The organism is Caproiciproducens galactitolivorans, from assembly GCF_026672255.1.
In the GTDB taxonomy this organism is placed as follows: Bacteria; Bacillota; Clostridia; order Oscillospirales; family Acutalibacteraceae; genus Caproiciproducens; species Caproiciproducens galactitolivorans_A.
The window spans coordinates 51,758-72,264 of sequence record NZ_JAPOHA010000005.1 but is presented as its reverse complement, the minus strand read 5'-3'; the positions used below and the strand labels follow the sequence as shown (position 1 = coordinate 72,264).

The following is a 20,507-nucleotide window of genomic DNA, read 5'->3' as shown; positions in this document are numbered from 1 at the left end:
TGCAGCAACTCCTTTAATCCGATTTTCCGCTCCGGCGGTTCGCTCCTTCAAGCATGTCGTACAGGGTGGTTACGCCCGCGCCGGTTGCGCCGACCGCCTGATGTTCAAAGACCGGCTTATCCACCCAGGCCGTACCGGCGATATCGAGATGAATCCACGGCAGGTCCTGTGCAAACGCTTTAATAAATAAACCGGCGGAGATGGTGCCGCAGTAATTTTCGCCCAGATTCCGGATATCGGCGATCGCACTCTTAATAAGGTCCTCATATTCCGGGAAAATCGGAAGCCGCCAGTACTGTTCCCCGGAAACCTTCGCGGCTTCGGAAAACTCGTCCCACCATTCGTCGCTGTTCGTTAACACGCCCGCCGTGGAAAAGCCCAGCGCGCCGACGACCGCGCCGGTCAGGGTGGCGATATCGAGAACCCTTGTCGCCCCTTCTTTACGGATGGCGTAGGTGACGGCGTCGGACAGGATCAGCCTGCCCTCGCAGTCGGTATTCCGGATTTCAATCATTTTCCCCGACATGGAACGGATGACGTCCCCGGGGGCAAAGCTCCGGTCGGATATGCGGTTTTCACAGGCGGGAATCACCGCAACCACATTGGTTTTTACCTTGTTCGCGGCAAGCGCGAACACCGCGCCCGCAACGGCCGCGCCGCCCGCCATATCGCCCTTGATCCCAAACATGGTACCGGGACTTTTCAGGCAGTAGCCGCCCGTGTCAAGGGTAACCCCTTTACCGACCAGCGCAGTTCTCTCCTTTGAATCCGGGTCTGCCAGATAACGCAGGACAATCAGCTTCGGCGGGTTGCCGCTGCTGCTTGCGACTGCCAGAAACGCGCCCATGCCCAATTCTTGAGCCTGTGCCGCGTCCAGAATTTCCGCCTGCACGCCAAGCTTCTTCGCCCTGCGCTCCATATTTTCCGCCATAAGCTCCGGGGTCAGCAGATTTCCGGGCGTGTTCACCAGTTCCCTGGCGTAAAGGACGCTGTCCGCAAGGTTCGACGCTTTTTTCAGGCATTGTTCGGCCTCCGCGGATTTTTCCACTCCCTTCAGAAAGAAGCGATAGCTTTCTTCCTTCCGGCCGGAGTGGTACGCGTCGTATTCATATAGTCCCAGCTTGATGCCGAGAACGGCGCTGCGCGCGCTTTGCAGCCCAAAGCTTTCCCATACGGGCGACAGGTCCGCCTCCGCTTCGTACCGGTTGTATTTTTTCAGTTCGCGCACACCTTTGGAAACGGCGTCCATCAGCTTCCGGCCGGTAAGCTCCTCCTTCTTCCCCAGCCCGATATAAACCGTCAGGCGGTTTTGGCAAAGCTGCGGAAAGCCGGCCAGAAATTCTCCTGTAAATACTTCTTTTATATCCGGAAACGCGTCCGAATCCTCATAAACAAAGGCAATCTGCGATTTGCAGGTTCCTTCAAATTCAATGTTGATCATGATGGCCTCTCATTCGTCTGTTGCGCCGCCCGAACCCTTTTACACATAGGGGCAGGCGACAAAATGGTCTTTCGAAACTTCGCGCAGGACGGGTTTTTCCGCCTTGCACTGTTCGGTGCAGTTGGGACACCGTGTATGGAACATACAGCCGGAAGGCGGGTTTACCGGGCTCGGCAGATCGCCTTTTAAAATAATCCGGTTGTGTTTGTGCGTCGGGTCGGGAATCGGTACCGCGGAAAGCAGCGCCTTGGTGTAAGGATGCAGCGGATTGCTGTACAGTTCCTCTTTCGGCGCGGATTCCACCAGTTTTCCCATATACATTACGCCGATTTTATCCGCAATCATTTCCACAACGCTCAGGTTATGGGAGATAAAAAGATACGTAAGCTCATATTTCTGCTGAAGCTCCTTGAGCAGGTTCAGAACCTGCGCCTGAATGGAAACATCCAGCGCGGAAACCGGCTCGTCGGCCACAATCAGCTTCGGACGCACGGACAAAGCGCGCGCAATACCGATGCGCTGGCGCTGGCCGCCGGAAAACTCATGGGGATACCGGTCGGCGTGTTCGGGGCGGAGCCCGACCACTTCCAGAAGCTCGTGAACAGCCTTGCGCCGTTCCTCGGCGCTGAGCTTCGTATGGATTTTCAGCGGCTCCGCAATCAAATCCTCTATTTTAATACGCGGATTCAGCGAGCCGTAAGGGTCCTGGAAAACCATCTGCATGTCGCTTCGAAGGGGCCGCATCTGGTTTTCCGTATAATCGGTAATATCGGTGCCGTCAAAAAACACCCGACCCGAATCCGGGTGAAGCAGGCGCATAACAAGGCGGCCCGTTGTAGACTTTCCGCAGCCGGATTCCCCGACCAGCGCAAAGGTTTCCTTCGGATTGATCGTAAAAGAAACGTCCGTAACGGCGTGTACATATTTTTTCGGAGAAAGCAGGCCCTTTGATGAAGCAAAGGTTTTCACCAGATCTTTCACCACTACCAGAGGTTCGCTCATGTTTTTGCCTCCTCTTTCATTTGCTGCTCGACGAACCAGCAGCGGCATTTGCAGCCCGGCTGATCCATATCGATCAGCTCCGGCTCCTCTTTCGCGCAGATTTCCATCGCATATTTGCAGCGCGGCGCGAATTTACAGCCGGCGGGCATATGGGCAAGGTCGGGAACGGTGCCGGGAATGGACGGCAGCATATCGACGTGCTGTCCGAGCCGCGGCAGGGAAGCCAGAAGCCCCTGCGTATACGGATTTTTGGGATGGGCAAACAGCGTTTCCACATCCGCCTGTTCCACGATTCTTCCCGCGTACATCACCATGACGCGCGAACACATTTCGGCAACAACACCCAGATCATGAGTGATCAAAAGGATACTCATTCCGTTTTTCTGATTCAATTCCCGCATCAAGTCGAGAATCTGCGCCTGAATGGTAACATCCAGCGCGGTAGTCGGTTCATCCGCGATCAGCAGATCAGGGTAGCAGGACATCGCCATCGCGATCATAACGCGCTGGCTCATGCCGCCGGAAAGCTGGTGCGGATAGGAGTTCATAACCTGCTGCACATCGGGGATTCCCACAAGGGTCAGCATTTCCTCCGTGTGTTTCAGCGCCTGCGCGTGATCCATATCCAAATGCAGGCGGATCGCTTCCACGATTTGGTCTTTCACACGCATAACCGGGTTTAACGAAGTCATCGGCTCCTGAAAAATCATCGACATCTGTTTGCCCTGAAATTCATGCATCTGCTTATCGGATAATTCCAGCAGGTTTTTTCCTTCTAGAATCACGCTTCCGTTGGTGATTTCTCCGGGGGTGTCCCGCAGCAGACGCATGATGGAAAGGGAGGTAACCGATTTTCCGCAGCCGGATTCCCCCACCAGACCGACAATTTCCCCCTTGTCTATATGGAACGATACATCGTTAATGGCGGTAACTTTTCCTTTGCGCTTTCTAAATTCCGTGCGCAAATGATTCACTTCTAATAAAACTTCAGCCATACTCACACCTACTTACTGGATTTTGGGATCGAGCGTATCCCGTAAACCGTCTCCCAAAAGGTTAAATGCCAGAACCGTCAAAAAGATGATTCCGCCCGAAAAATAGACGATGTGCGGAGCAACTCCAAGATAATTTCGGCCCGTGGAAAGCATGGCGCCCCAGTCCGGCTCGGTCGGCTTCGCGCCGAATCCCAGAAAACTGAGGGATGCCGCGGCAAGAATCGCGGTACCGATGCGCATGGTAAAATTCACAATAATGCTCGCGACGGTTCCGGGGAAGATATGCTTCCACATAATGCTCCGGTTGGTGCAGCCGAGGGAACGCGCCGCTTCCACGTATAGCGACTGTTTCACCGCAAGGGTGGAGCTTCGCATGATTCTTGCAAAGGAAGGAATACTGAACACGGCGACCGCGATGACAACGTTCGAAAGTCCCGGCCCGATTACCGCGACAATGGCGATTGCCAGAAGGATATCCGGGAAGGCAAGCAGTACGTCCGCGGTGCGCATAATCAGGCTGTCCAGCCATCCGCCGTAATAACCGGCGAGAATTCCTAGGATTGCGCCCAATCCCGCGCCGAGCGTTACCGAGCTCAGCGAAACCGAAAGGGAAAGCCGGCTGCCCGCGAGCAGTCTGCTCAAAATGTCCCTTCCGTATTCATCGGTGCCAAACAGATGCTTGGCGCTGGGAGCGGAAAGGATCGCGTCGTAATCCGGCGTTGCGGGGTTATAGGGTTCCAATGCGGGCGCCAGAAACGCGATAATAACGAGTAAAATGATAAAACCGGCTGCGATAACGGCCGTTTTCCGGCCAATAAATTTTAGAATAAATGCTTTTGCCCGGCTTTGCCTCGGAGCAAGCGCCTGTTCCTCCTGAGGTACGTTTAGAGCCACTTTTTCTTCAGCCATTTTGTGAATCCTCCTTAACTTTCATAACGTATCTTCGGATTTAAGACGCCGTAAAGCAAGTCAACGATCAGGTTGATGACGACAAATTGCAAAGAAAACAGCAGCAGCTCCGCCTCAATAACAGGATAGTCACGGAACTTAATGGAATCAACGAGCAGGCGGCCCATACCGGGAATGGTAAACACGGTTTCCACCAGAATGGAACCGGCAAGCAATCCGCCGATTTGCAGCCCCGCGACCGTAACAACCTCAATCAGGGAATTCCGGAAGGCATGCTTCAGAACCACCATGGATTCCTTTTGTCCTTTCGCGCGCGCGGTGCGGACGTAATCCTCCCGCATATTTTCCAGCATGGAGGAACGCGAAAAGCGCGCCATGACGGCCATAACGCCGACCCCAAGGCTGAGGGACGGAAGGATATAGCTCTGGATACTATCCAGCCCCCCGGTCGGCAGCCACCCAAGCTGTACGGAAAAGATCTGGATAAGGACCAGGCCCAGCCAGAAGACCGGTATGGAAATACCGGAAATGGCGATCAGCATCCCTATGTAGTCCTCCCATTTTCCCCGCATGACCGCTGAGAACACGCCCAAAAGCACACCGATGATCAGCGACCACACCAGGGCGCACCCCGCCAGGGTAAAGGTAGGCTGAAAGCGCGGGCCGATCATTTCGGCTACGCTCTGTCCCGTTGTAGTGGACGTTCCCAGATCACCGTGGAACATCCGGTTAAGATACATAAAATATTGATTCAGAAGGGGCTGATCCAGCCCCAGAGTCTGACGCGTCCGGTTGATTTCCTCCAAAGTAGCGTCTTTTCCCGCCATAATGCGGGCCGGGTCACCGGGAATCATGTGCACAAACATGAAGATAATAAAGGAAATCACCAGCATCAGGGGGATGGTCCCCAACACTCTTTTTAAACAATAACGGCCCAATTGACGACCTCCAGTCAATTATTCTTAAAAAGGGTTCGGTAACACGGCAGTTACCAAACCCTTTCCAGATACAAAGATTAGTGAGCGAGCGTTGCCTGTGCACAGTCGATGGAACCGTCCGCCATCATGTAAACATTGCTTACATAATTCTTGATCCCGTACTGTACGACCGGCTGGCCGAGGAACAGCCACGGCGCGTCGTTCCAGATGGTCTTCTGCGCTTCGGCGTATACAGAAGTCAGTTTGTCCGGTTTCGTTTCGGAAAGGCCCTGATCCAGCAGTTTGTCAACGGCCGGATTGCTGTAATAAGCCGTATTTGCATTGGCCGGAGGAATCATCTGGCTGTAGAACAGGGAACGGAGGGCGCCGTCCGCGTCGCCGCTGGACGGAGACCAGTTCACGTACCACATGTCGATCTTGGATTCCGCCGCGTTTTTCGCTTCGTTGATCTTCGCGTTCAGCGTCGCGCCTTCCATCGGCACAACTTCCGCGGTAATACCGACCTGTGCAAGCTGCTGGTTAATGAACTGCATGCCCTTTACGGAGTCGGACGTATTGTCGGACCAGATCGTGGTTTTAAATCCGTCCGGATAGCCGGCCTCTTTCAAAAGCTCTTTGGCTTTCTCGATATTGAAAGCGTATTCTTCCTGTTTGCTGTAATACTGGGTTGTGGAGGCCATCGGGGAGGTTGCGTGGTCGCCGTAGCCGCCGTAAACCGCTTTCACAAAGGCGTCCTTGTCAATCGCATAGTTCATGGCCTGACGAACCTTCACATCGTTGAACGGCTTGTGGCTCATGTTCAGCGTTACATAATAAACGATATTGGAAGGCACGGATTCGACCTTGATATCCTTTGTGCCGTCGATCGTTTTGATCTGCTCCGGAGGAATCGGGTAAATCATATCGGCTTCGCCTGTCTGGAGCATGGCGATACGGGAACCGGCTTCCGGAACAACCTTAAAGGTGATGGAGTCGACGCCCGGTTTGGTGCCCCAGTAATTGTCGTTGCGGGTTACGATCAGGTGGTCTGCCTGATCCCATTCCTTCAGCTTGTACGGGCCGGTGCCGACGGCAACAGAATTCAGCTTTACGCCGTCTTTAATCGCCTTCGGGCTGATGATGCCAAAGTTGGTCATCTTGTTGATGAATACGCTGTAAGGTTCTTTCAGCGTAATCTGGACGGTATTGGCATCCGGACATTTTACCTCTTTTACTTTGGCGAAGTATCTGCGTGATTTCAGATTGTTCTTTTCATCCATGCAGCGGTCGATGTTTGCCTTCACCGCTTCCGAATTGAAGTCCGTGCCGTCTGTGAACTTAACGCCCGTCTGAAGGGTAAAGGTGTAAACCAGGCCGTCGTCGGAAACAGTGTATGATTTTGCGAGCTGCGGCACGATGTTCTTCATGTCCTTGTCGAAGGTGAGAAGGCATTCATACATGGAACGGTTTGCAGAGATCGACATGGTTGATGTCAGATTGTGCGGGTCAAGGGACAGTACGGATTCGGACATTGCAATGACCATATCGTTGTCCTTGGATTTGGCGGCTGTGCTTGCCGCCGCCGCGCTCTGAGCCTGAGAGCCGGAAGCCGTTGAGCCGGAACCGCATGCCGAGAACAGCATCGCAGTAACCAGAGCCAGCGAAACAATCGCACCTACTTTTTTTCGAATTTTCATAATACCACTCCTTTTTGTTCGCAATTTACATTTTTATTCGTATCACCCGGTTATTGAGGTAACCGGACAATGCTTCCAAAATTCATCCACCGGTTTGCAGGAAAACGAACGAACGATTTCAAGTCCCGGAAAACAAGCTGATTCACAGCCAATGCTAACATCATGTTAGCAACGGGGTCGAACCAGCCGCAATATATCCCGTTATATTCGACATTTTTCACAGGATTTTACGAATTGTTACAAGGATAACACTCTATTTTACTTGATATTCCTAAACTCAATTTATTAACTCGAGTTTATAATAGCAAAAGAACTATCGAAAGTCAACAGAAAATATAGGAAAAATAAGGAATTTATTTATCAATATTTTATTTTTAAAGAAGTTCAAACGCGACGACCGTATCCCGGCAGGTATCTTGGGCGAACCGCCCCCCATTCCGATTTTTCAAAATTTACGGCGACGCAGCCGTAAATACTGCCCCCGTTTTTCCGTCCCATAAACGAAAGCAGGCCCGGCAAAACCGGGCCTGCTTTCAGAGCATTAAATAATTATGAGGAGATTATCGAATAATGGTTCCCGTTTTCCCCTGAATGGCCTCTTTGGCCTTTTCAAGCAGGGTAATAATGGAATACCGTCCTTCTTTTGACCGGACAAACTGGACTGCCGCTTCAACCTTCGGAAGCATGGAGCCGGGGGCAAACTCTCCCTGTGAAATATATTCCGCCGCCTGTTCCGGCGTAATGGTATCCAGATTCGTCTGATTTTCTTTTCCGAAATGAATGGCTACCTTTTCCACCGCCGTCAGAATAATCAGGCAGTCGGCGTTCATCTGCTGAGCCAGCGTACAGCTTGCAAAATCCTTGTCGATGACCGCGTTGACGCCCTTCAGATGGTTCTTTCCGCTTTTTACAACAGGGATTCCGCCGCCGCCGCAGGCGATAACGATATGGCCGCTGTCCACCAGGGTATGAATCGAATCAATTTCCACGATTTCAACCGGCTTCGGGGACGGCACGACTACGCGGTATCCTCTTCCGGCGTCTTCCATAACGGTTTCGCCCTTGGCCCGCGCGACCTCCGCTTCCTCCGCCGTCATAAAACGGCCGATCGGCTTCGTCGGATGCTGAAACGCCGGGTCGGCGGAATCCACCACGACCTGTGTAACAATCGTGGCGACCGGCCTTTTGATCCCGCGGTCGAGCAGTTCCTCACGCAGGACGTTTTGCAGGTCATACCCGATATACGCCTGGCTCATCGCGCCGCTCATAGTCATTGGGAAGGGTTCCCCGGTAAACTGGGAAATGGCACTGTTGATGAACCCGACCTGCGGCCCGTTCCCGTGCGACACCACCACATCGTTTCCGGCTTCAATAAGATCGACAATCGTTTTCGCGGTGATACGGGCCGCGGCGTACTGCTCCGCCAGATTTTTGCCCAGAGCGTTGCCGCCCAGAGCAATTACAATCTTTTTACCCATGGCGCAGGGCCTCCCTTACTTCATCCAGCGTTTCAGATCGCGCTTTACGCAATTTTGCAGGAATTCCTGCGGATTCTTGATTTTGGACATCAGGATCATCGAAGCAATGATATAGGGTTTAAAGCTGGCTTCCTTATAGAGCGGGTCGCGGTAACGGTCGAATACGCTTGCATCGACCTCGCCGGTTTCGCAGCTTACGCCGGTAATATCGGCGGGCAGGCAGTGGAGATACAGCGCCTTGCCGTTCTTCGTTGTCTTCATCAGTTCCTCGGTGCACTGCCAGTTGATATTTTCTTTATTATGCTCAAGCAGTTCCTTTTCGAGCTTGTCGATTCCGGCCATGTCGCCCCTGCCGTACATTTCAGTACGGGTCTCCATTGCGGCGAACGGCGCCCAGCTCTTCGGATAGACGATATCGGCATCCTTGAACGCTTCCGCCATATTGTTTGTCTTGGTAAAGGTACCGCCGGAAGCCGCCGCATTCTTTTTCGCGACTTCTTCTACATCGGACATAACTTCGTAGCCTTCCGGATGAGCCAGAACAACGTCCATGCCGAAACGGGTCATCAGGCCGATCACGCCCTGCGGAACGGAAAGCGGTTTGCCGTAGGACGGGGAATACGCCCATGACATGGCAAGCTTCTTGCCTTTCAGGTTTTCTACGCCGCCGAATTCGTGGATGATGTGGAGCATATCGGCCATGCACTGGGTCGGATGGTCAATATCGCACTGGAGGTTTACCAAAGTGGGGCGCTGCTCCAGAACGCCGTCGTCGTGGCCCTGACGGACAAAGTCGGCAAAATCATGCATATACTTGTTACCCTTGCCGATGTACTTGTCGTCGCGGATGCCGATAACGTCCGCCATAAAGGAAATCATGTTGGCGGTCTCGCGGAACGTCTCGCCGTGGGCTACCTGGGATTTTCCCTCATCAAAATCCTGTACCTCCAAACCGAGCAGATTGCAGGCGGACGCAAAACTGAAACGGGTGCGGGTGGAGTTGTCGCGGAAAATGGAAATGCCAAGGCCGCTGTCGAACGCTCTTGTGGAAATGTTGTTCTCGCGAAGATGGCGAAGCGCGTCCGCCATGGTGAAAATGGCCTTGAGTTCGTCGTCCGTCTTTTCCCATGTAAGGAAAAAGTCGTTATCATATAAATTTTTAAAATCGGTTTTATTCAATATATTGATGTATTGCTCGATGTTCATTGTTATTCTCCTTTATATCTTCCTGTTCCGGGTTTTCGTCGGTGATTGCCGATTACTTGCAGTATTCGGAAGGTACTGCGGCATAAACGGCGGCGCAGCGAACGAGGTCTTCTTTCCAGGTCCTTTCATTCGGCGCGTGTGCCTGTGCTTCCTTGCCGGGACCGAAACCAATGCAGGGGATTCCGAAACGGCCCATAATGGAAACGCCGTTGGTGGAGAAGGTCCATTTGTCGACTTTCGGCTCGCCGTACATGCCTTTGTACGCTTCGACCATTGCTTTGGTTGCCGGGGCGTCCTCCGGAATAACCCATGTCGGGAAGTAGCAGTCCGTCGGGTAAGTGAGGCCGGTGTAGCTGGGGCGCTCGTAAGTGTACATGGTTACCTGCGCGTTGTACTTCTTGCAGAAAGGCAGATTGCGGACTTCTTCCAAAGCCATCTGGTAGGTTTCGCCGTCCGTCAGGCGGCGGTCAAGGGAAACCGCGCACATATCGGCAACCGCGCAGCGGGACGGGGAATTGAAGAAAATCTCGGATACGGTAACGGTACCCTTGCCGAGGAACGGGTCGACATGCAGGTTGTTGTTCAGCTCGCGGACCTCCTGCAGAATGTCGGCCATCTTATAGATTGCGTTATCGCCGCGCTCCGGTGCGGAACCGTGGCAGGAAACGCCCTTCACCTCTACACGGATTTCCATACGTCCGCGCTGTCCGCGGTAAATGTTGCCGTCCGTCGGCTCGGTAATGACAACGAATTCCGGAATAATTTTATCTTCATTATGGATATACTGCCAGCAGAGACCGTCGCAGTCCTCTTCCTGCACCGTGCCGGTTACAAGCACCGTGTATTTGTCGGAAAGCAGTCCCATATCCTTCATGATCTTTGCGCCGTAAGTGGCGGAAACAATCCCGCCGAGCTGGTCGGAAGTGCCGCGGCCGCCGATTTCGGTCTCGGTTTCATAGCCCTCATACGGGTCGAATGTCCAGTTGCTTTTTTCACCGATGCCAACGGTATCAATGTGGGCATCGAAAGCAATGAGCTTTTTGCCGCTGCCCATCCAGCCGAGGACGTTGCCCATCGGGTCAATATCGACCTTGTCGAATCCCACGGAGCGCATTTCCTGCGCGATGCGCTCAATTACTTTTTTCTCTCCGCAGCTTTCACCCGGAATCGCAACCAGGTCGCGCAGAAATTTGGTCATTGCCGCTTCATAGCCTTGTGCTTTTTGTCTTATTCCTTCATAGTCCAACACAATCATTTCCTCCTAATATCAATTCATCAGCCGGTTTCTTTGACCGGTCCAATCTTAAACGAACGACGGATGCTCCCCGTCGTGTACGATCCGGCAGTATTTTTCCGGATCGGTGTCTCCCTCTGTGGAAAACAGAAGTACTTTCGAATTTTTATCAAGCTTTAAGGCATCGCGCAGTTCTTTTAAGTCCTCGCGCTCCATAATCGAGGCCAGCAGGCCCATGGTAACCGCTCCGGATTCGCCGGAAACCACCTGCGGGTCTCCTTTGAACGGCGCGCCGAGGGTGCGCATTCCCTTTGCCGAAATTTCGTCGGGGCAGGAAACAAAATAAGCGCTGTGATTTTTCAGGATATCCCAACCGATCGTATTCGGCTCGCCGCAGGCAAGGCCCGCCATAATCGTCTGCATATCGCCCTCTACAATCCGGATCTTTCCGTCTCCGGCGGCGGCGGAACGGTAAACACAGTCGGCCGCGTTCGGTTCCACAATCACCGTGGTCGGGCAACATTCCGGATACAGATTGGCAAACACGCCCTGCACCGAGGAAGCAAGGGAACCGACGCCCGCCTGAACAAAAATATGGGTCGGACGGTCCACGCCGCAGCTCTTTAACTGTTCCGCCGCTTCCAAGGACATGGTTCCGTAGCCCTGCATAATCCAAGCCGGTATTTCTTCATAACCGTCCCAGGCGGTGTCCTGAATCACCACGCTGTTGGGTGTTTTCGCGCTCTGCGCCGCCGCAATGCGGACGCATTCATCATAATTGACTTCTTCAATGGCGGCGGTCGCGCCTTCCCTGCGGATATTTTCCAGCCGTACCCTGGAAGAGCCCTTCGGCATATAAACGACCGCTTTCTGGCCCAGTTTATTGGCCGACCAGGCAACGCCGCGTCCATGGTTGCCGTCGGTGGCGGTAAAGAAGGTAAACTGCCCGAATTCTTCTTTTAATTTTGGGGAAGTGAGCACTCCGTAAGGAAGCTCCGATACATCCCTGCCAAGGCGCTGCGCAATAAAGCGCGCCATGGCGAAAGAACCGCCCAATACCTTAAAGGCGTTCAGGCCAAAGCGGTAGGATTCGTCCTTAACATAGATTCCGCCGAGACCCAGTTTCTCTGCCGCGTGAGAAAGCTCCGCCAAAGGCGTTGGGGCGTACTGGGGGAAACTTTTGTGGAAGGCTCTGGCCTTTTCCACATTCTTTAGGGACATGACCTGCAAATGTTTGTCATCTGTTTTGGGAAGATGATTTGGAACCCATTTGATACTTGCCATTTCATAACCTCCGTTTGGATTGCTTCCGCAGGGTAATGTTTCTTTTCCGGACATTGGGGACTGCCGGAAAAGAAACTCCCTTTGGCGGATTGGGGCTTCTCTTTACCCAGAGGGATCCAAGCCGCTTAAGGTTCTGACAGTGTTTCGTCGTTGGAACGTTGAATTTTGTAATGGGAGATTGTCGTCTGTCTTTTCCCTACAATTGAACTATAACACGCCCCGGAACCAAAGGCAATAGATTTTCAAAAAAATTTTTAGGTTTTCAAAAAAATATTATGATTTTTATTTTTTACAGAATAATTTGTCTATTCATTCTCAAATTTTTACAAAAAAGCTTTCTTTTTTATAAGTTTTGCAGTTTTTTTCGACATTTTCCTCAAACAGACGATCTTAACCCCCTAAATCCTTTTGCAGATTCCTTCCATCGGCCGGTTCTGCGGCTTCCCTGTCGTTATGGCATACAAAAAGCGGCCGCATTTCTGCGGCCGCCCTGTTTTGCTAAAAGGGATTTACGTATTCATGTAATTGTAAAGCGTAAACTTTGATATATCGAAGAACTTCGAAATTTTATCGCCGGATTTCGTGATGCGGAAGGCACCCTTCTTCTCCAGATACTGAATGGCGCGCATCTTGTCTTCCCTCGTCATAACCGCAACCGGCTTGCCGATCATCCGCACGCTTTCGTCAATCAGGATTTCCAGCAGATCATCCACGTTCGAAGGGATGGTTTCCAGCCCCTTCGCTTCGTCGTCCGCACAGGTTGTAAAAGCGGTCAGAGAATTCTGCACCACCAGCAAATCGGTAATATCGTAATTGATTCCCAGAATGCCAATCACTTTTCCGCTATCGTCCCGAATGCAGATGGAAGACGCCTTCAACACCCGCCCATCGTTGGTGCGCATATGATAATTATACTTGTCGTGGAGTTCTCCTTCCGTACCGATGGTTTCCAGCACGATTTCCGAAGCGCCGTCCCCCACCTCTCTGCCGGAAATGTGTCCGTTTTCAATCGCTACGATCGTATGCTCCAGATCCTGCGACAGATCGTGTAAAACCACTTCGCAGTTTGAACCGAACTGCGAGGCGATTCCCTTTACCAGCCTTTTCAGAAAATCCATATTTGCATTAAATTCCATTCTTTTTCCCCTTCCGGATAGGCACCATATTGCTCGTTACCGTCAGAAAATGAAGGGTAACTCTTTACAATGTTTATATTATTATATATCATACTCAATTATAATTACAATTAACAAATAATAAAATTATTTATTATTTACAATATTTTTATGAGATTCTTGTGAATTTCAGTGCTATACACGGTATGCGGGATGTGCTATGATGAAACTCGGATCATAAAAACAATTAGATTGTCTAAAAAATATTTAGATTCAGGGATAAGCTCCCCAAAAGAAGACGGTTTTCCGTCCTATGGTGAAAGGAGTCTGGTTTATGAAAAAAATCATTGCAAACGGCATTGTCGTTTTTCCGGACGAAACCCTTCCTTGCGACCTTCTGATCGAAAACGGAAAAATCGCGGCGATCGGCAAAGACCTTTGCCGGGACGGCGCAGAGGTGATCGACGCCGCGGGGAAATGCGTTCTTCCCGGCGCGGTCGACGTACACACCCATATGGATTTGGATGTGGGCATTGCGCGCGCGGTTAATAATTTTTACGACGGAACGGTTGCCGCAGCCTGCGGGGGCACCACAACCATTGTGGATCATCTGGCCTTCGGCCCGAAGGGCTGCGCGCTTCGCCATCAGATTGACGAATATCACCAGCTTGCCGACGGCAAAGCTGTGATCGACTATGGTTTTCACGGTGTCCTCCAGCACGTTGACGAACAGGTGCTCGCCGACATGGGAACCCTGTTTCACGAAGGGTATACCAGCTTTAAAGTCTATATGACCTACGATAATAAACTAAACGACGCAGAGATTTTTCAGGTTCTGAAAAGGGCAAAAGAACTGGGCATGGTGATTCCCGTTCACGCGGAAAATGACGGGGTCGTAAATTATCTGCGCGCATGGTATAAAGCACAGGGTCTCTGCACCCCGGCTTACCACCCGAAAAGCCGTCCGGACGGAACCGAAGCCGAAGCGGTCAGCCGTATCCTCCATTTAGCCGCGATGGCGGGCGACGCGCCGGTTTATATCGTCCATCTTTCCACAAGAAAAGGCTTAAAGGAAATTCAAAAGGCCCGGGCGGGGGGCCAGAAGAATATCATTGTGGAAACCTGTCCCCAATACCTTACCCTGACCGACGAGAAATATCAGGACGAGCAGGAAGGCCTGAAATACATCATGTCCCCGCCGCTCCGCAAAAAAGAAGACAATGAAGCGCTCTGGAAGGCGACGGCAGACGGAGACATCCAGGTAATCGCCACCGACCACTGCCCGTTTACCTTTAAAACACAGAAACAGCGGGGTGCGGGCGATTTCACCGCCTGCCCGAACGGAGCGCCCGGCGTGGAAGAACGGGTTCCCCTCCTTTTCTCCGAGGGGGTTTTGAAAAACCGTATTTCCGTCAATAAATTTGTGGAACTGCTCTGCGAAAACCCGGCAAAAGCTTACGGCCTTTATCCGCAGAAGGGCACCCTCCTCCCCGGTTCGGACGCGGACGTGCTTCTGATCGACCCCGCAAAAGAAAGAACCCTCACCATCGGCGACCTGCACGGCGCTTGCGATTACTGCACCTATGAGGGAATGAAGCTTCAGGGGAACATTGAAATGGTCTTTTCCCACGGTGATTTAATTGTAAAAGACAACCGGTTCCTCGGAAAGAAAGGCGCCGGCCGCTTCCTGAAACGCGGAAAAAGCCTGTTAATCGATTAATCCGGAAGAATGGATTCATGACTCATCCCTTAACATCATCTCTCCTGCCCCTCCCGCACTGATAAACTTCAGCTATTTATTGGTGCGGGGGGTATGCAGCGGGGACTTGGAGCAAAAACCTTCCGGTTATTCTGATTCTATGAAATTGCAGCCCGTATCCGGCGGATACGGGCTGTTTCTAGTGTTAAGATATCCGGTTTTACGAGCCAAACAATTTATTAATGGCCGCCTGCGCCTTTTCGTCCGCAAGGGCAAGAACGTTGTCGCCCTCCTGCACAGCGGTGTCGCCGCGGGGAATAATCGTTTCCTCTCCGCGGAAAACGGCGATCAGCACCGCGCCGGCCGGAATGACCAAATCTTTGATCTGTTTGCCTGCCGCCCGGGACTGCGCACCGACATGCACCTGAACAATCGAATAATCGCCGCGGTTCATTTTCAGCAGCGTCATAATATTTTTCAGGTCGATTCTCTCAATGACGAGGTGCGCCATCAGGTCGGCCTGGTTAATGCCGATGTCCACGCCCATTCCGGCGTTGAACATCCACGCGTTTTTCGGATTGTTCACACGGGCGATCACACGGGGAACGCCGAATTCAAATTTGGCAATGGTGGAAGCAACCAGATTGATTTCATCCGCGCCGGTAACAGCTACAACGACATCGGCGGCCGCAATCCCGACCGATTCCAGAACGTCGGGGTCGGTTCCGCTGCCGTATACAATATATTCTTCGGGAAGGTCGTTCTTCAGCTTCTGAAAAACTTTTTCCCGGTTTTCAAGCACTTTTACGGAGCAATGGTTTTGGAGAAGCAAATTCGCTATATAAGCCCCGGTCTGACCTCCGCCAATAATAAATACATTCATTTCTATTCCCTCCGATTCTAATCCAAGTCCAGCAGGGTTTTCAGTCTTTTTGCAGAGGAAGCCAGAATGGCAATATAAATAATATCATGCTTTTGCAAAGGCGTTCCCACCGCCGGCAGAAACGTTTTATTGTTGCGGCTGATGGCTACAACGTGGATTTCGCCGTATACGGTCAGTTCGTTGACCGTTCTGCCGACAAGGAGGGCGGGCGTTTCGGCCCGGATAATTTCAACCTGGCTGTCGCCGATGGTTAAAACACTGTCAAGGCGGTCGTAGCTGAGCATTTCCATCGCGCGCTGAACGCCCCAGGTTGTTGTGGAGATGGTTTGAATGCCGAGACTGCGGTAAATTTCCGCTCTGCGCGGGTCATACAGCCTTGAAATAACGCGGGGAACATGGTAAACGTTGCGCGCAATTCTTCCGATCAGCGCATTCGATTCGTCGCTCTTGCTGCAGGAGACGATCGCGTCGGCGCGGCGGATATTGGCCTTTTCGAGAATATCCCGGTCAAAGCCGATGCCTACGATGGTCTCTCCTTTAAAATCCTTGCCGAGCAGCTCGAATGCTTCCGGGTTGTTATCGATGACGGTCACCTGATTTCCTTTTCGAAGCAGGCTTTTTGCAAGCCCGGAGCCCAGCTTGCCGCATCCGACAATAATAACTTTCATGTTATTTCCCTCCATGTTCTTTGATATGAATTCGGCGTAAATATGCTTTCCGTAATTCGTCCAGGGCTACGATCGGCACAGGGCAGAAAACAAGGAAAATCCAGTGCTTCCATCCGATGGAAGCGGTTTGGAAAATATCCTGTAAAAACGGCACATACATAATGGCGGTGATTAAAAAGATTTCAAATACAATACCGCGGATAATATTCTTGTTGGTGAACAGGCCGGTCTTAAAAATGGACTGCCGCTCCGTACGCGCGCACTCTACAACGCCGATCTGGCAGAAAACAATGGACGCGAGCGCCATGGTGGTGGCCTGCGTGTAAACCATTCCGGAGGAAGCCAGCGGAACGCCCGGCCAGCCGTGCAGCATATTCACAAAGAAGTATGCGGCCATGGAAACAGCGGACTCAATTAAACCGTACCAGAAGAAAGCCAGAATAACAAGCCTTTTATTCAGCAAAGTTTCCTTTGTGGAACGCGGCGGCCGGTCCATAATCCCTTCCTCCGGCATTTCCGTCCCCAAACCAAGCGCCGGAAGCATGTCGGTGCCGAGGTCAATGGAAAGAATCTGCATGACGGTTAAGGGAAGCGGAATCCCGCCCCTCGAAAACAGGAACGCGGCCGAAGGAACGGCTTCCGACATGTTGCTGTTGAAAATATAAAGAAGGAATTTGCGGATGTTGCTGTATACCGCGCGGCCTTCCTGAATCGCTTTGACAATGGAGGCAAAATTGTCGTCCGTCAAAATCATTTCGGCGGCTTCCTTAGCGACATCCGTGCCGGAAATGCCCATGGCAACGCCGATATCCGCTTTTTTCAGCGCGGGCGAGTCGTTTACGCCGTCTCCGGTTACCGCGACAATATGCCCCAGCTCCTGAAGCGCGACAACCACCTGATACTTTTGCTCCGGCGCTACTCTGGCGAAGATCACTTCCTCCTTCAGAACGGTCTTCAGTTCTTCATCGGACATTTTTTCCAGTTCAACCCCCGCAACAATCCGCGGATGCTCTCCCCGCACAATGCCGATGCGCTTGGCGATGCTTTCCGCAGTCAAACCGTAATCGCCGGTAATCATGATAATGCGGATGTTCGCCCGGTGGCACTGCTCGACGGCGTCCGCAACCTCCGGGCGCGGCGGGTCCATCATGACGACCAGTCCGATAAAAATCATATTCTGTTCAATCAGCTCCGGCGTATAGGCGCTCATCGCGGCTGGAAGGTTGTCGTCCTTCCCTAAATAACGGCAGGCAACGGCAAGCACACGAAGCCCCATGCTGGCGTATTTATCATTTTCCTTCATGATTTCCGCGCGCTGTTCTTCGGTCATATCGATGCGCGCGCCGTTTTGATACACGCCCGTGCAAAGCTCCATCACTTCCTTCGGCGCGCCTTTAATATAGGCAATCCGCTGGCAGCCGTTTACCGGCTTTTCGAGCTGATGGATGGTGCTCATCCGTTTTCTTCTGGAATCAAAAGGAAGCTCTCTTAAACGGGGCGTCAATTCCACCTGTTGGCGAAGGTCAATCCCCGCCTTCTGCGCAACAACGCCAAGGCAGGCCTCGGTCGGGTCGCCCAGAACGGTGTAGCGGTCGTTTTCCTCGTTCGGCGGAACCACGCGCGCGTTGCTGCAAAGACCGGCGGCTATAAGCAGCATTTTCAGGTCGGGATTACCGGAAGCCGCAACTTCCTTGTCCCCCGCCATGATTTTCCCTTCCGGCGCGTAGCCGAGCCCGGTTACGTCGAACTCCTGCCCGGGAAGCCAGGCATGGGTAACCGTCATTTCGTTCTGCGTAAGGGTACCGGTTTTATCCGAGCAGATGACCGTGGTGCAGCCAAGCGTTTCCACTGCGGAAAGGCGTTTTACAAGCGCATGCTCTTTTGCCATTCTTTGCACCGCCATGGCAAGGGACAGGGTAACCGTAGGCAGCAAGCCTTCCGGGATAAACGCGACGATCATGCCGAGCGCGAAAATGAAAGCCTGCGCAAAGGGCTGTTTTACAAAGAAAAACGCCGCCAGAAAAAACGCGAGGCCAATTCCGATCGCGATCAGCGAAATCTGCTTTGTCAAAATGTTCAGTTCCTTTTGGAGCGGGCTTTGCTCCTCTTTCATGGTTTGCGTCAGATTTGCGATTTTACCGAACTCGGTTTTCATTCCGATCGCCACAACCACCGCTCTTGCCGTACCGCTTGCCACACTGGTTCCGGTAAAAATCAGGTTAGGAATTTCGAAGCGGGAAAGCCCCTCCTTTAAAACCGGGTCGTGCATTTTCCGGACCGGGTTTGATTCCCCGGTTAAGGTCGACTGGTTCACCTGCAAATCGCTGCTCGTGAGCAGCCGGGCGTCCGCGGAAATCTTGTCGCCCTCTTCAATCAGCATAATATCCCCGGGGACAAGATTTTCGGCGGGAATCTGCTGTTCCTGGCCGTCCCGGATGACGCGGGCGTAAGACGGCAGCATTTTTTTCAGCGCCTCGGTCGCTTTGCTGGCGCGGTGCTCCTGCCAAAAGCTGAAAACGCCGTTAATCACGTTTACCATCCAGATTGCGACGCCCAGCTCCGGCATACCGGCTACGAACGCAATGATACCGCCGATCCACAGCAGGATTGCCATCAGGCTGATAAAGTTGGAAAGAAAAACAAGGATGACAGGCTTGCCCTTCTTCTGGGAGATAACGTTCCCGCCGTATTTCTCCTGATTTTCTTTCACCTGCTCCGCCGTAAGTCCCTTTGGCCCGGAATTCATGGCCTTACAGGCTTCTGATTCGGTCAATTTATAGATTCCTTCTGTATTTTCATCGATTTGAACCCGGTTTTTTTCTTCCATTTTCATGCCTCGTTTTGAACTTAATGTAGTCTTAGTGTGATGATGACATAACAGCACCGCTAAAAGTGAAATCCAATAAGGGGAATTTCTCTAATTCTGTATATTTTTACTTTCCGATCCGCGGTATTTCCTTTTTCCCCAATATACGATGACACCGCCGAAAAGAATGTTTAAATAGTACGTTGAAATACGCCAAAGCGTGATCGCCGGGAGAATCGCCGGCCCGAAAAACTCACGGAAAAAAAGATAGAATCCGCCTTCGGCTCCGCCGGAGGAACCCGGCAGCGGAACAAAGGAGGCAACCATGGTTACAAAGGTATCCGCCGCGACCATGGTAAAAACGGAGATCCCTTTCAGGTTAAAGCTGCGGTAAACAAAGTAGGAGATCAGGCTGGCAATGGTGATTTGCACCAAAGTCAGAAGAATGGCTATGGTATACAAAGGAAATGACCTTCCGATGATTTTGGAGCAGTCGTGAAAAACCATAAGCTGGTCGTGTACTTTATTGTAAAATTTCTCCGAGGCCTTGTGCAGCTTTATTTTATCCAGAAACCGGGCAATCGCCCTCAGCAGGGAATTGGTAAGTTTTTCGTTCGTCATGAACATGGTGACCAGAATGATAAAAATACTGTTGGAAATCAACCCGAAAATTGTAATAAACGAGAAATTGCTGACCCGCGTCTGGAAATAATTGAGTTCGAAAGAAATTAATACAAGGGAATAAAAAAAGGTGACCGCGTGGTGAATGAGAGATTTCACCGCGATAATGGAAGTGGACGCCCCTATATTCATTCCCATTTTTGTCATGTTATAAACTTCCATGGGCTCCCCCATGTTAAAAGGCGTCAGCGCGCTGTAATACAGTCCCACCATTCCGACATAAAACGACTTTCCAAAAGACCATTCTTTATATAAATGCCTGCAAAACAGATGCAGCACGTAGCCCTCCAGGAGCCATCCCGCCAGTACCCCGGCAGCAATCCAGAGCAGCCAGACCGGCTGCAAATGAAAAAGAGCGTGCCTTAAATTCCGGGCGCCTTCCTCCGTACCCATAAAAAAAGCAAGGATTCCGATGGAGAGTAGAATGGTAACTGCCGAAAACAGATTTTTGCGCATCCAATTTTTATATTTCTGTTGCATGTCATTCCCCGT

The 20,507-nt window shown here is 51.9% G+C and carries 16 protein-coding genes; 1 reads left to right on the top strand and 15 read right to left on the bottom strand.

All coding sequences use genetic code 11. The features are described from left to right. Positions 1 to 13: 13 nt before the first annotated feature. From OUY18_RS06080 to OUY18_RS06030, 11 genes are all read right to left on the bottom strand, one after another. On the bottom strand, positions 14 to 1,441 hold the full coding sequence (locus OUY18_RS06080; RefSeq protein ID WP_268057858.1) for a leucyl aminopeptidase: 1,428 nt from the start codon (positions 1,439 to 1,441) through the stop codon (positions 14 to 16). A 39-nt stretch (positions 1,442 to 1,480) separates the two neighbouring features. Beyond that, positions 1,481 to 2,443, bottom strand: a complete 963-nt coding sequence (locus tag OUY18_RS06075) for an ABC transporter ATP-binding protein (RefSeq protein ID WP_268057857.1) — start codon at positions 2,441 to 2,443, stop codon at positions 1,481 to 1,483. Beyond that, the gene (locus tag OUY18_RS06070) at positions 2,440 to 3,438 is read right to left on the bottom strand and encodes an ABC transporter ATP-binding protein (protein ID WP_268057856.1); all 999 of its coding nucleotides are present in this window, start codon (positions 3,436 to 3,438) and stop codon (positions 2,440 to 2,442) included. Before OUY18_RS06070 ends, OUY18_RS06075 begins: the two co-directional genes overlap by 4 nt. A 12-nt stretch (positions 3,439 to 3,450) precedes the next feature. Next, the gene (locus OUY18_RS06065) at positions 3,451 to 4,347 is read right to left on the bottom strand and encodes an ABC transporter permease subunit (RefSeq protein WP_268057854.1); all 897 of its coding nucleotides are present in this window, start codon (positions 4,345 to 4,347) and stop codon (positions 3,451 to 3,453) included. A 14-nt stretch (positions 4,348 to 4,361) separates the two neighbouring features. Beyond that, on the bottom strand, positions 4,362 to 5,285 hold the full coding sequence (locus OUY18_RS06060) for an ABC transporter permease (RefSeq protein ID WP_268057853.1): 924 nt from the start codon (positions 5,283 to 5,285) through the stop codon (positions 4,362 to 4,364). Between the two features lie 77 nt (positions 5,286 to 5,362). Then, positions 5,363 to 6,961 (bottom strand): glutathione ABC transporter substrate-binding protein, encoded by a 1,599-nt coding sequence (locus OUY18_RS06055; protein WP_268057852.1) that lies wholly within the window; start codon positions 6,959 to 6,961, stop codon positions 5,363 to 5,365. A 560-nt stretch (positions 6,962 to 7,521) separates the two neighbouring features. Then, positions 7,522 to 8,439, bottom strand: a complete 918-nt coding sequence (gene arcC / locus OUY18_RS06050) for a carbamate kinase (RefSeq protein ID WP_268057851.1) — start codon at positions 8,437 to 8,439, stop codon at positions 7,522 to 7,524. Positions 8,440 to 8,454: 15 nt separating this feature from the next. Next, positions 8,455 to 9,645: a knotted carbamoyltransferase YgeW gene (gene ygeW, locus OUY18_RS06045; RefSeq protein ID WP_419196122.1), complete on the bottom strand. Its 1,191-nt coding sequence runs from the start codon at positions 9,643 to 9,645 to the stop codon at positions 8,455 to 8,457. A 52-nt stretch (positions 9,646 to 9,697) separates the two neighbouring features. Beyond that, positions 9,698 to 10,900: a YgeY family selenium metabolism-linked hydrolase gene (locus tag OUY18_RS06040; protein WP_419196121.1), complete on the bottom strand. Its 1,203-nt coding sequence runs from the start codon at positions 10,898 to 10,900 to the stop codon at positions 9,698 to 9,700. A 48-nt stretch (positions 10,901 to 10,948) separates the two neighbouring features. Continuing rightward, entirely contained in the window at positions 10,949 to 12,163 is a 1,215-nt protein-coding gene (gene dpaL, locus OUY18_RS06035; protein WP_268057850.1) for a diaminopropionate ammonia-lyase, read from the bottom strand. Between the two features lie 509 nt (positions 12,164 to 12,672). Further along, entirely contained in the window at positions 12,673 to 13,299 is a 627-nt protein-coding gene (locus tag OUY18_RS06030; protein ID WP_268057849.1) for a helix-turn-helix transcriptional regulator, read from the bottom strand. Between the two features lie 313 nt (positions 13,300 to 13,612). Here OUY18_RS06030 and hydA point away from each other — a divergent pair, with 313 nt between their 5' ends. Beyond that, the gene (hydA, locus tag OUY18_RS06025; protein WP_268057847.1) at positions 13,613 to 14,998 is read left to right on the top strand and encodes a dihydropyrimidinase; all 1,386 of its coding nucleotides are present in this window, start codon (positions 13,613 to 13,615) and stop codon (positions 14,996 to 14,998) included. A 199-nt stretch (positions 14,999 to 15,197) separates the two neighbouring features. Here the strand turns inward: hydA and OUY18_RS06020 are convergent, their stop codons facing one another. From OUY18_RS06020 to OUY18_RS06005, 4 genes are all read right to left on the bottom strand, one after another. Beyond that, positions 15,198 to 15,860, bottom strand: a complete 663-nt coding sequence (locus OUY18_RS06020) for a potassium channel family protein (RefSeq protein WP_268057846.1) — start codon at positions 15,858 to 15,860, stop codon at positions 15,198 to 15,200. A gap of 17 nt (positions 15,861 to 15,877) precedes the next feature. Next, positions 15,878 to 16,528, bottom strand: coding sequence for a potassium channel family protein (locus tag OUY18_RS06015; protein WP_268057845.1), 651 nt, complete (start codon positions 16,526 to 16,528; stop codon positions 15,878 to 15,880). Between the two features lies 1 nt (position 16,529). Further along, entirely contained in the window at positions 16,530 to 19,355 is a 2,826-nt protein-coding gene (locus OUY18_RS06010; RefSeq protein WP_268057844.1) for a cation-translocating P-type ATPase, read from the bottom strand. A gap of 90 nt (positions 19,356 to 19,445) precedes the next feature. Further along, a complete protein-coding gene (locus OUY18_RS06005) occupies positions 19,446 to 20,495 on the bottom strand; it encodes a lysylphosphatidylglycerol synthase transmembrane domain-containing protein (RefSeq protein WP_268057843.1) in 1,050 nt (349 codons plus the stop codon). Positions 20,496 to 20,507 lie beyond the last annotated feature (12 nt).

Bases quoted from the DNA above. Each gene is read 5' to 3' on its own strand.
- OUY18_RS06015 (WP_268057845.1), bottom strand. From the start codon at position 16,528: ATGAAAGTTATTATTGTCGGATGCGGCAAGCTGGGCTCCGGGCTTGCA.
- OUY18_RS06080 (WP_268057858.1), bottom strand. From the start codon at position 1,441: ATGATCAACATTGAATTTGAAGGAACCTGCAAATCGCAGATTGCCTTT.
- OUY18_RS06070 (WP_268057856.1), bottom strand. From the start codon at position 3,438: ATGGCTGAAGTTTTATTAGAAGTGAATCATTTGCGCACGGAATTTAGA.
- OUY18_RS06030 (WP_268057849.1), bottom strand. From the start codon at position 13,299: ATGGAATTTAATGCAAATATGGATTTTCTGAAAAGGCTGGTAAAGGGA.
- arcC (WP_268057851.1), bottom strand. From the start codon at position 8,439: ATGGGTAAAAAGATTGTAATTGCTCTGGGCGGCAACGCTCTGGGCAAA.
- OUY18_RS06040 (WP_419196121.1), bottom strand. From the start codon at position 10,900: ATGATTGTGTTGGACTATGAAGGAATAAGACAAAAAGCACAAGGCTAT.
- hydA (WP_268057847.1), top strand. From the start codon at position 13,613: ATGAAAAAAATCATTGCAAACGGCATTGTCGTTTTTCCGGACGAAACC.
- OUY18_RS06065 (WP_268057854.1), bottom strand. From the start codon at position 4,347: ATGGCTGAAGAAAAAGTGGCTCTAAACGTACCTCAGGAGGAACAGGCG.
- OUY18_RS06020 (WP_268057846.1), bottom strand. From the start codon at position 15,860: ATGAATGTATTTATTATTGGCGGAGGTCAGACCGGGGCTTATATAGCG.
- OUY18_RS06075 (WP_268057857.1), bottom strand. From the start codon at position 2,443: ATGAGCGAACCTCTGGTAGTGGTGAAAGATCTGGTGAAAACCTTTGCT.
- OUY18_RS06010 (WP_268057844.1), bottom strand. From the start codon at position 19,355: ATGGAAGAAAAAAACCGGGTTCAAATCGATGAAAATACAGAAGGAATC.
- OUY18_RS06005 (WP_268057843.1), bottom strand. From the start codon at position 20,495: ATGCAACAGAAATATAAAAATTGGATGCGCAAAAATCTGTTTTCGGCA.
- dpaL (WP_268057850.1), bottom strand. From the start codon at position 12,163: ATGGCAAGTATCAAATGGGTTCCAAATCATCTTCCCAAAACAGATGAC.
- OUY18_RS06055 (WP_268057852.1), bottom strand. From the start codon at position 6,961: ATGAAAATTCGAAAAAAAGTAGGTGCGATTGTTTCGCTGGCTCTGGTT.
- ygeW (WP_419196122.1), bottom strand. From the start codon at position 9,645: ATGAACATCGAGCAATACATCAATATATTGAATAAAACCGATTTTAAA.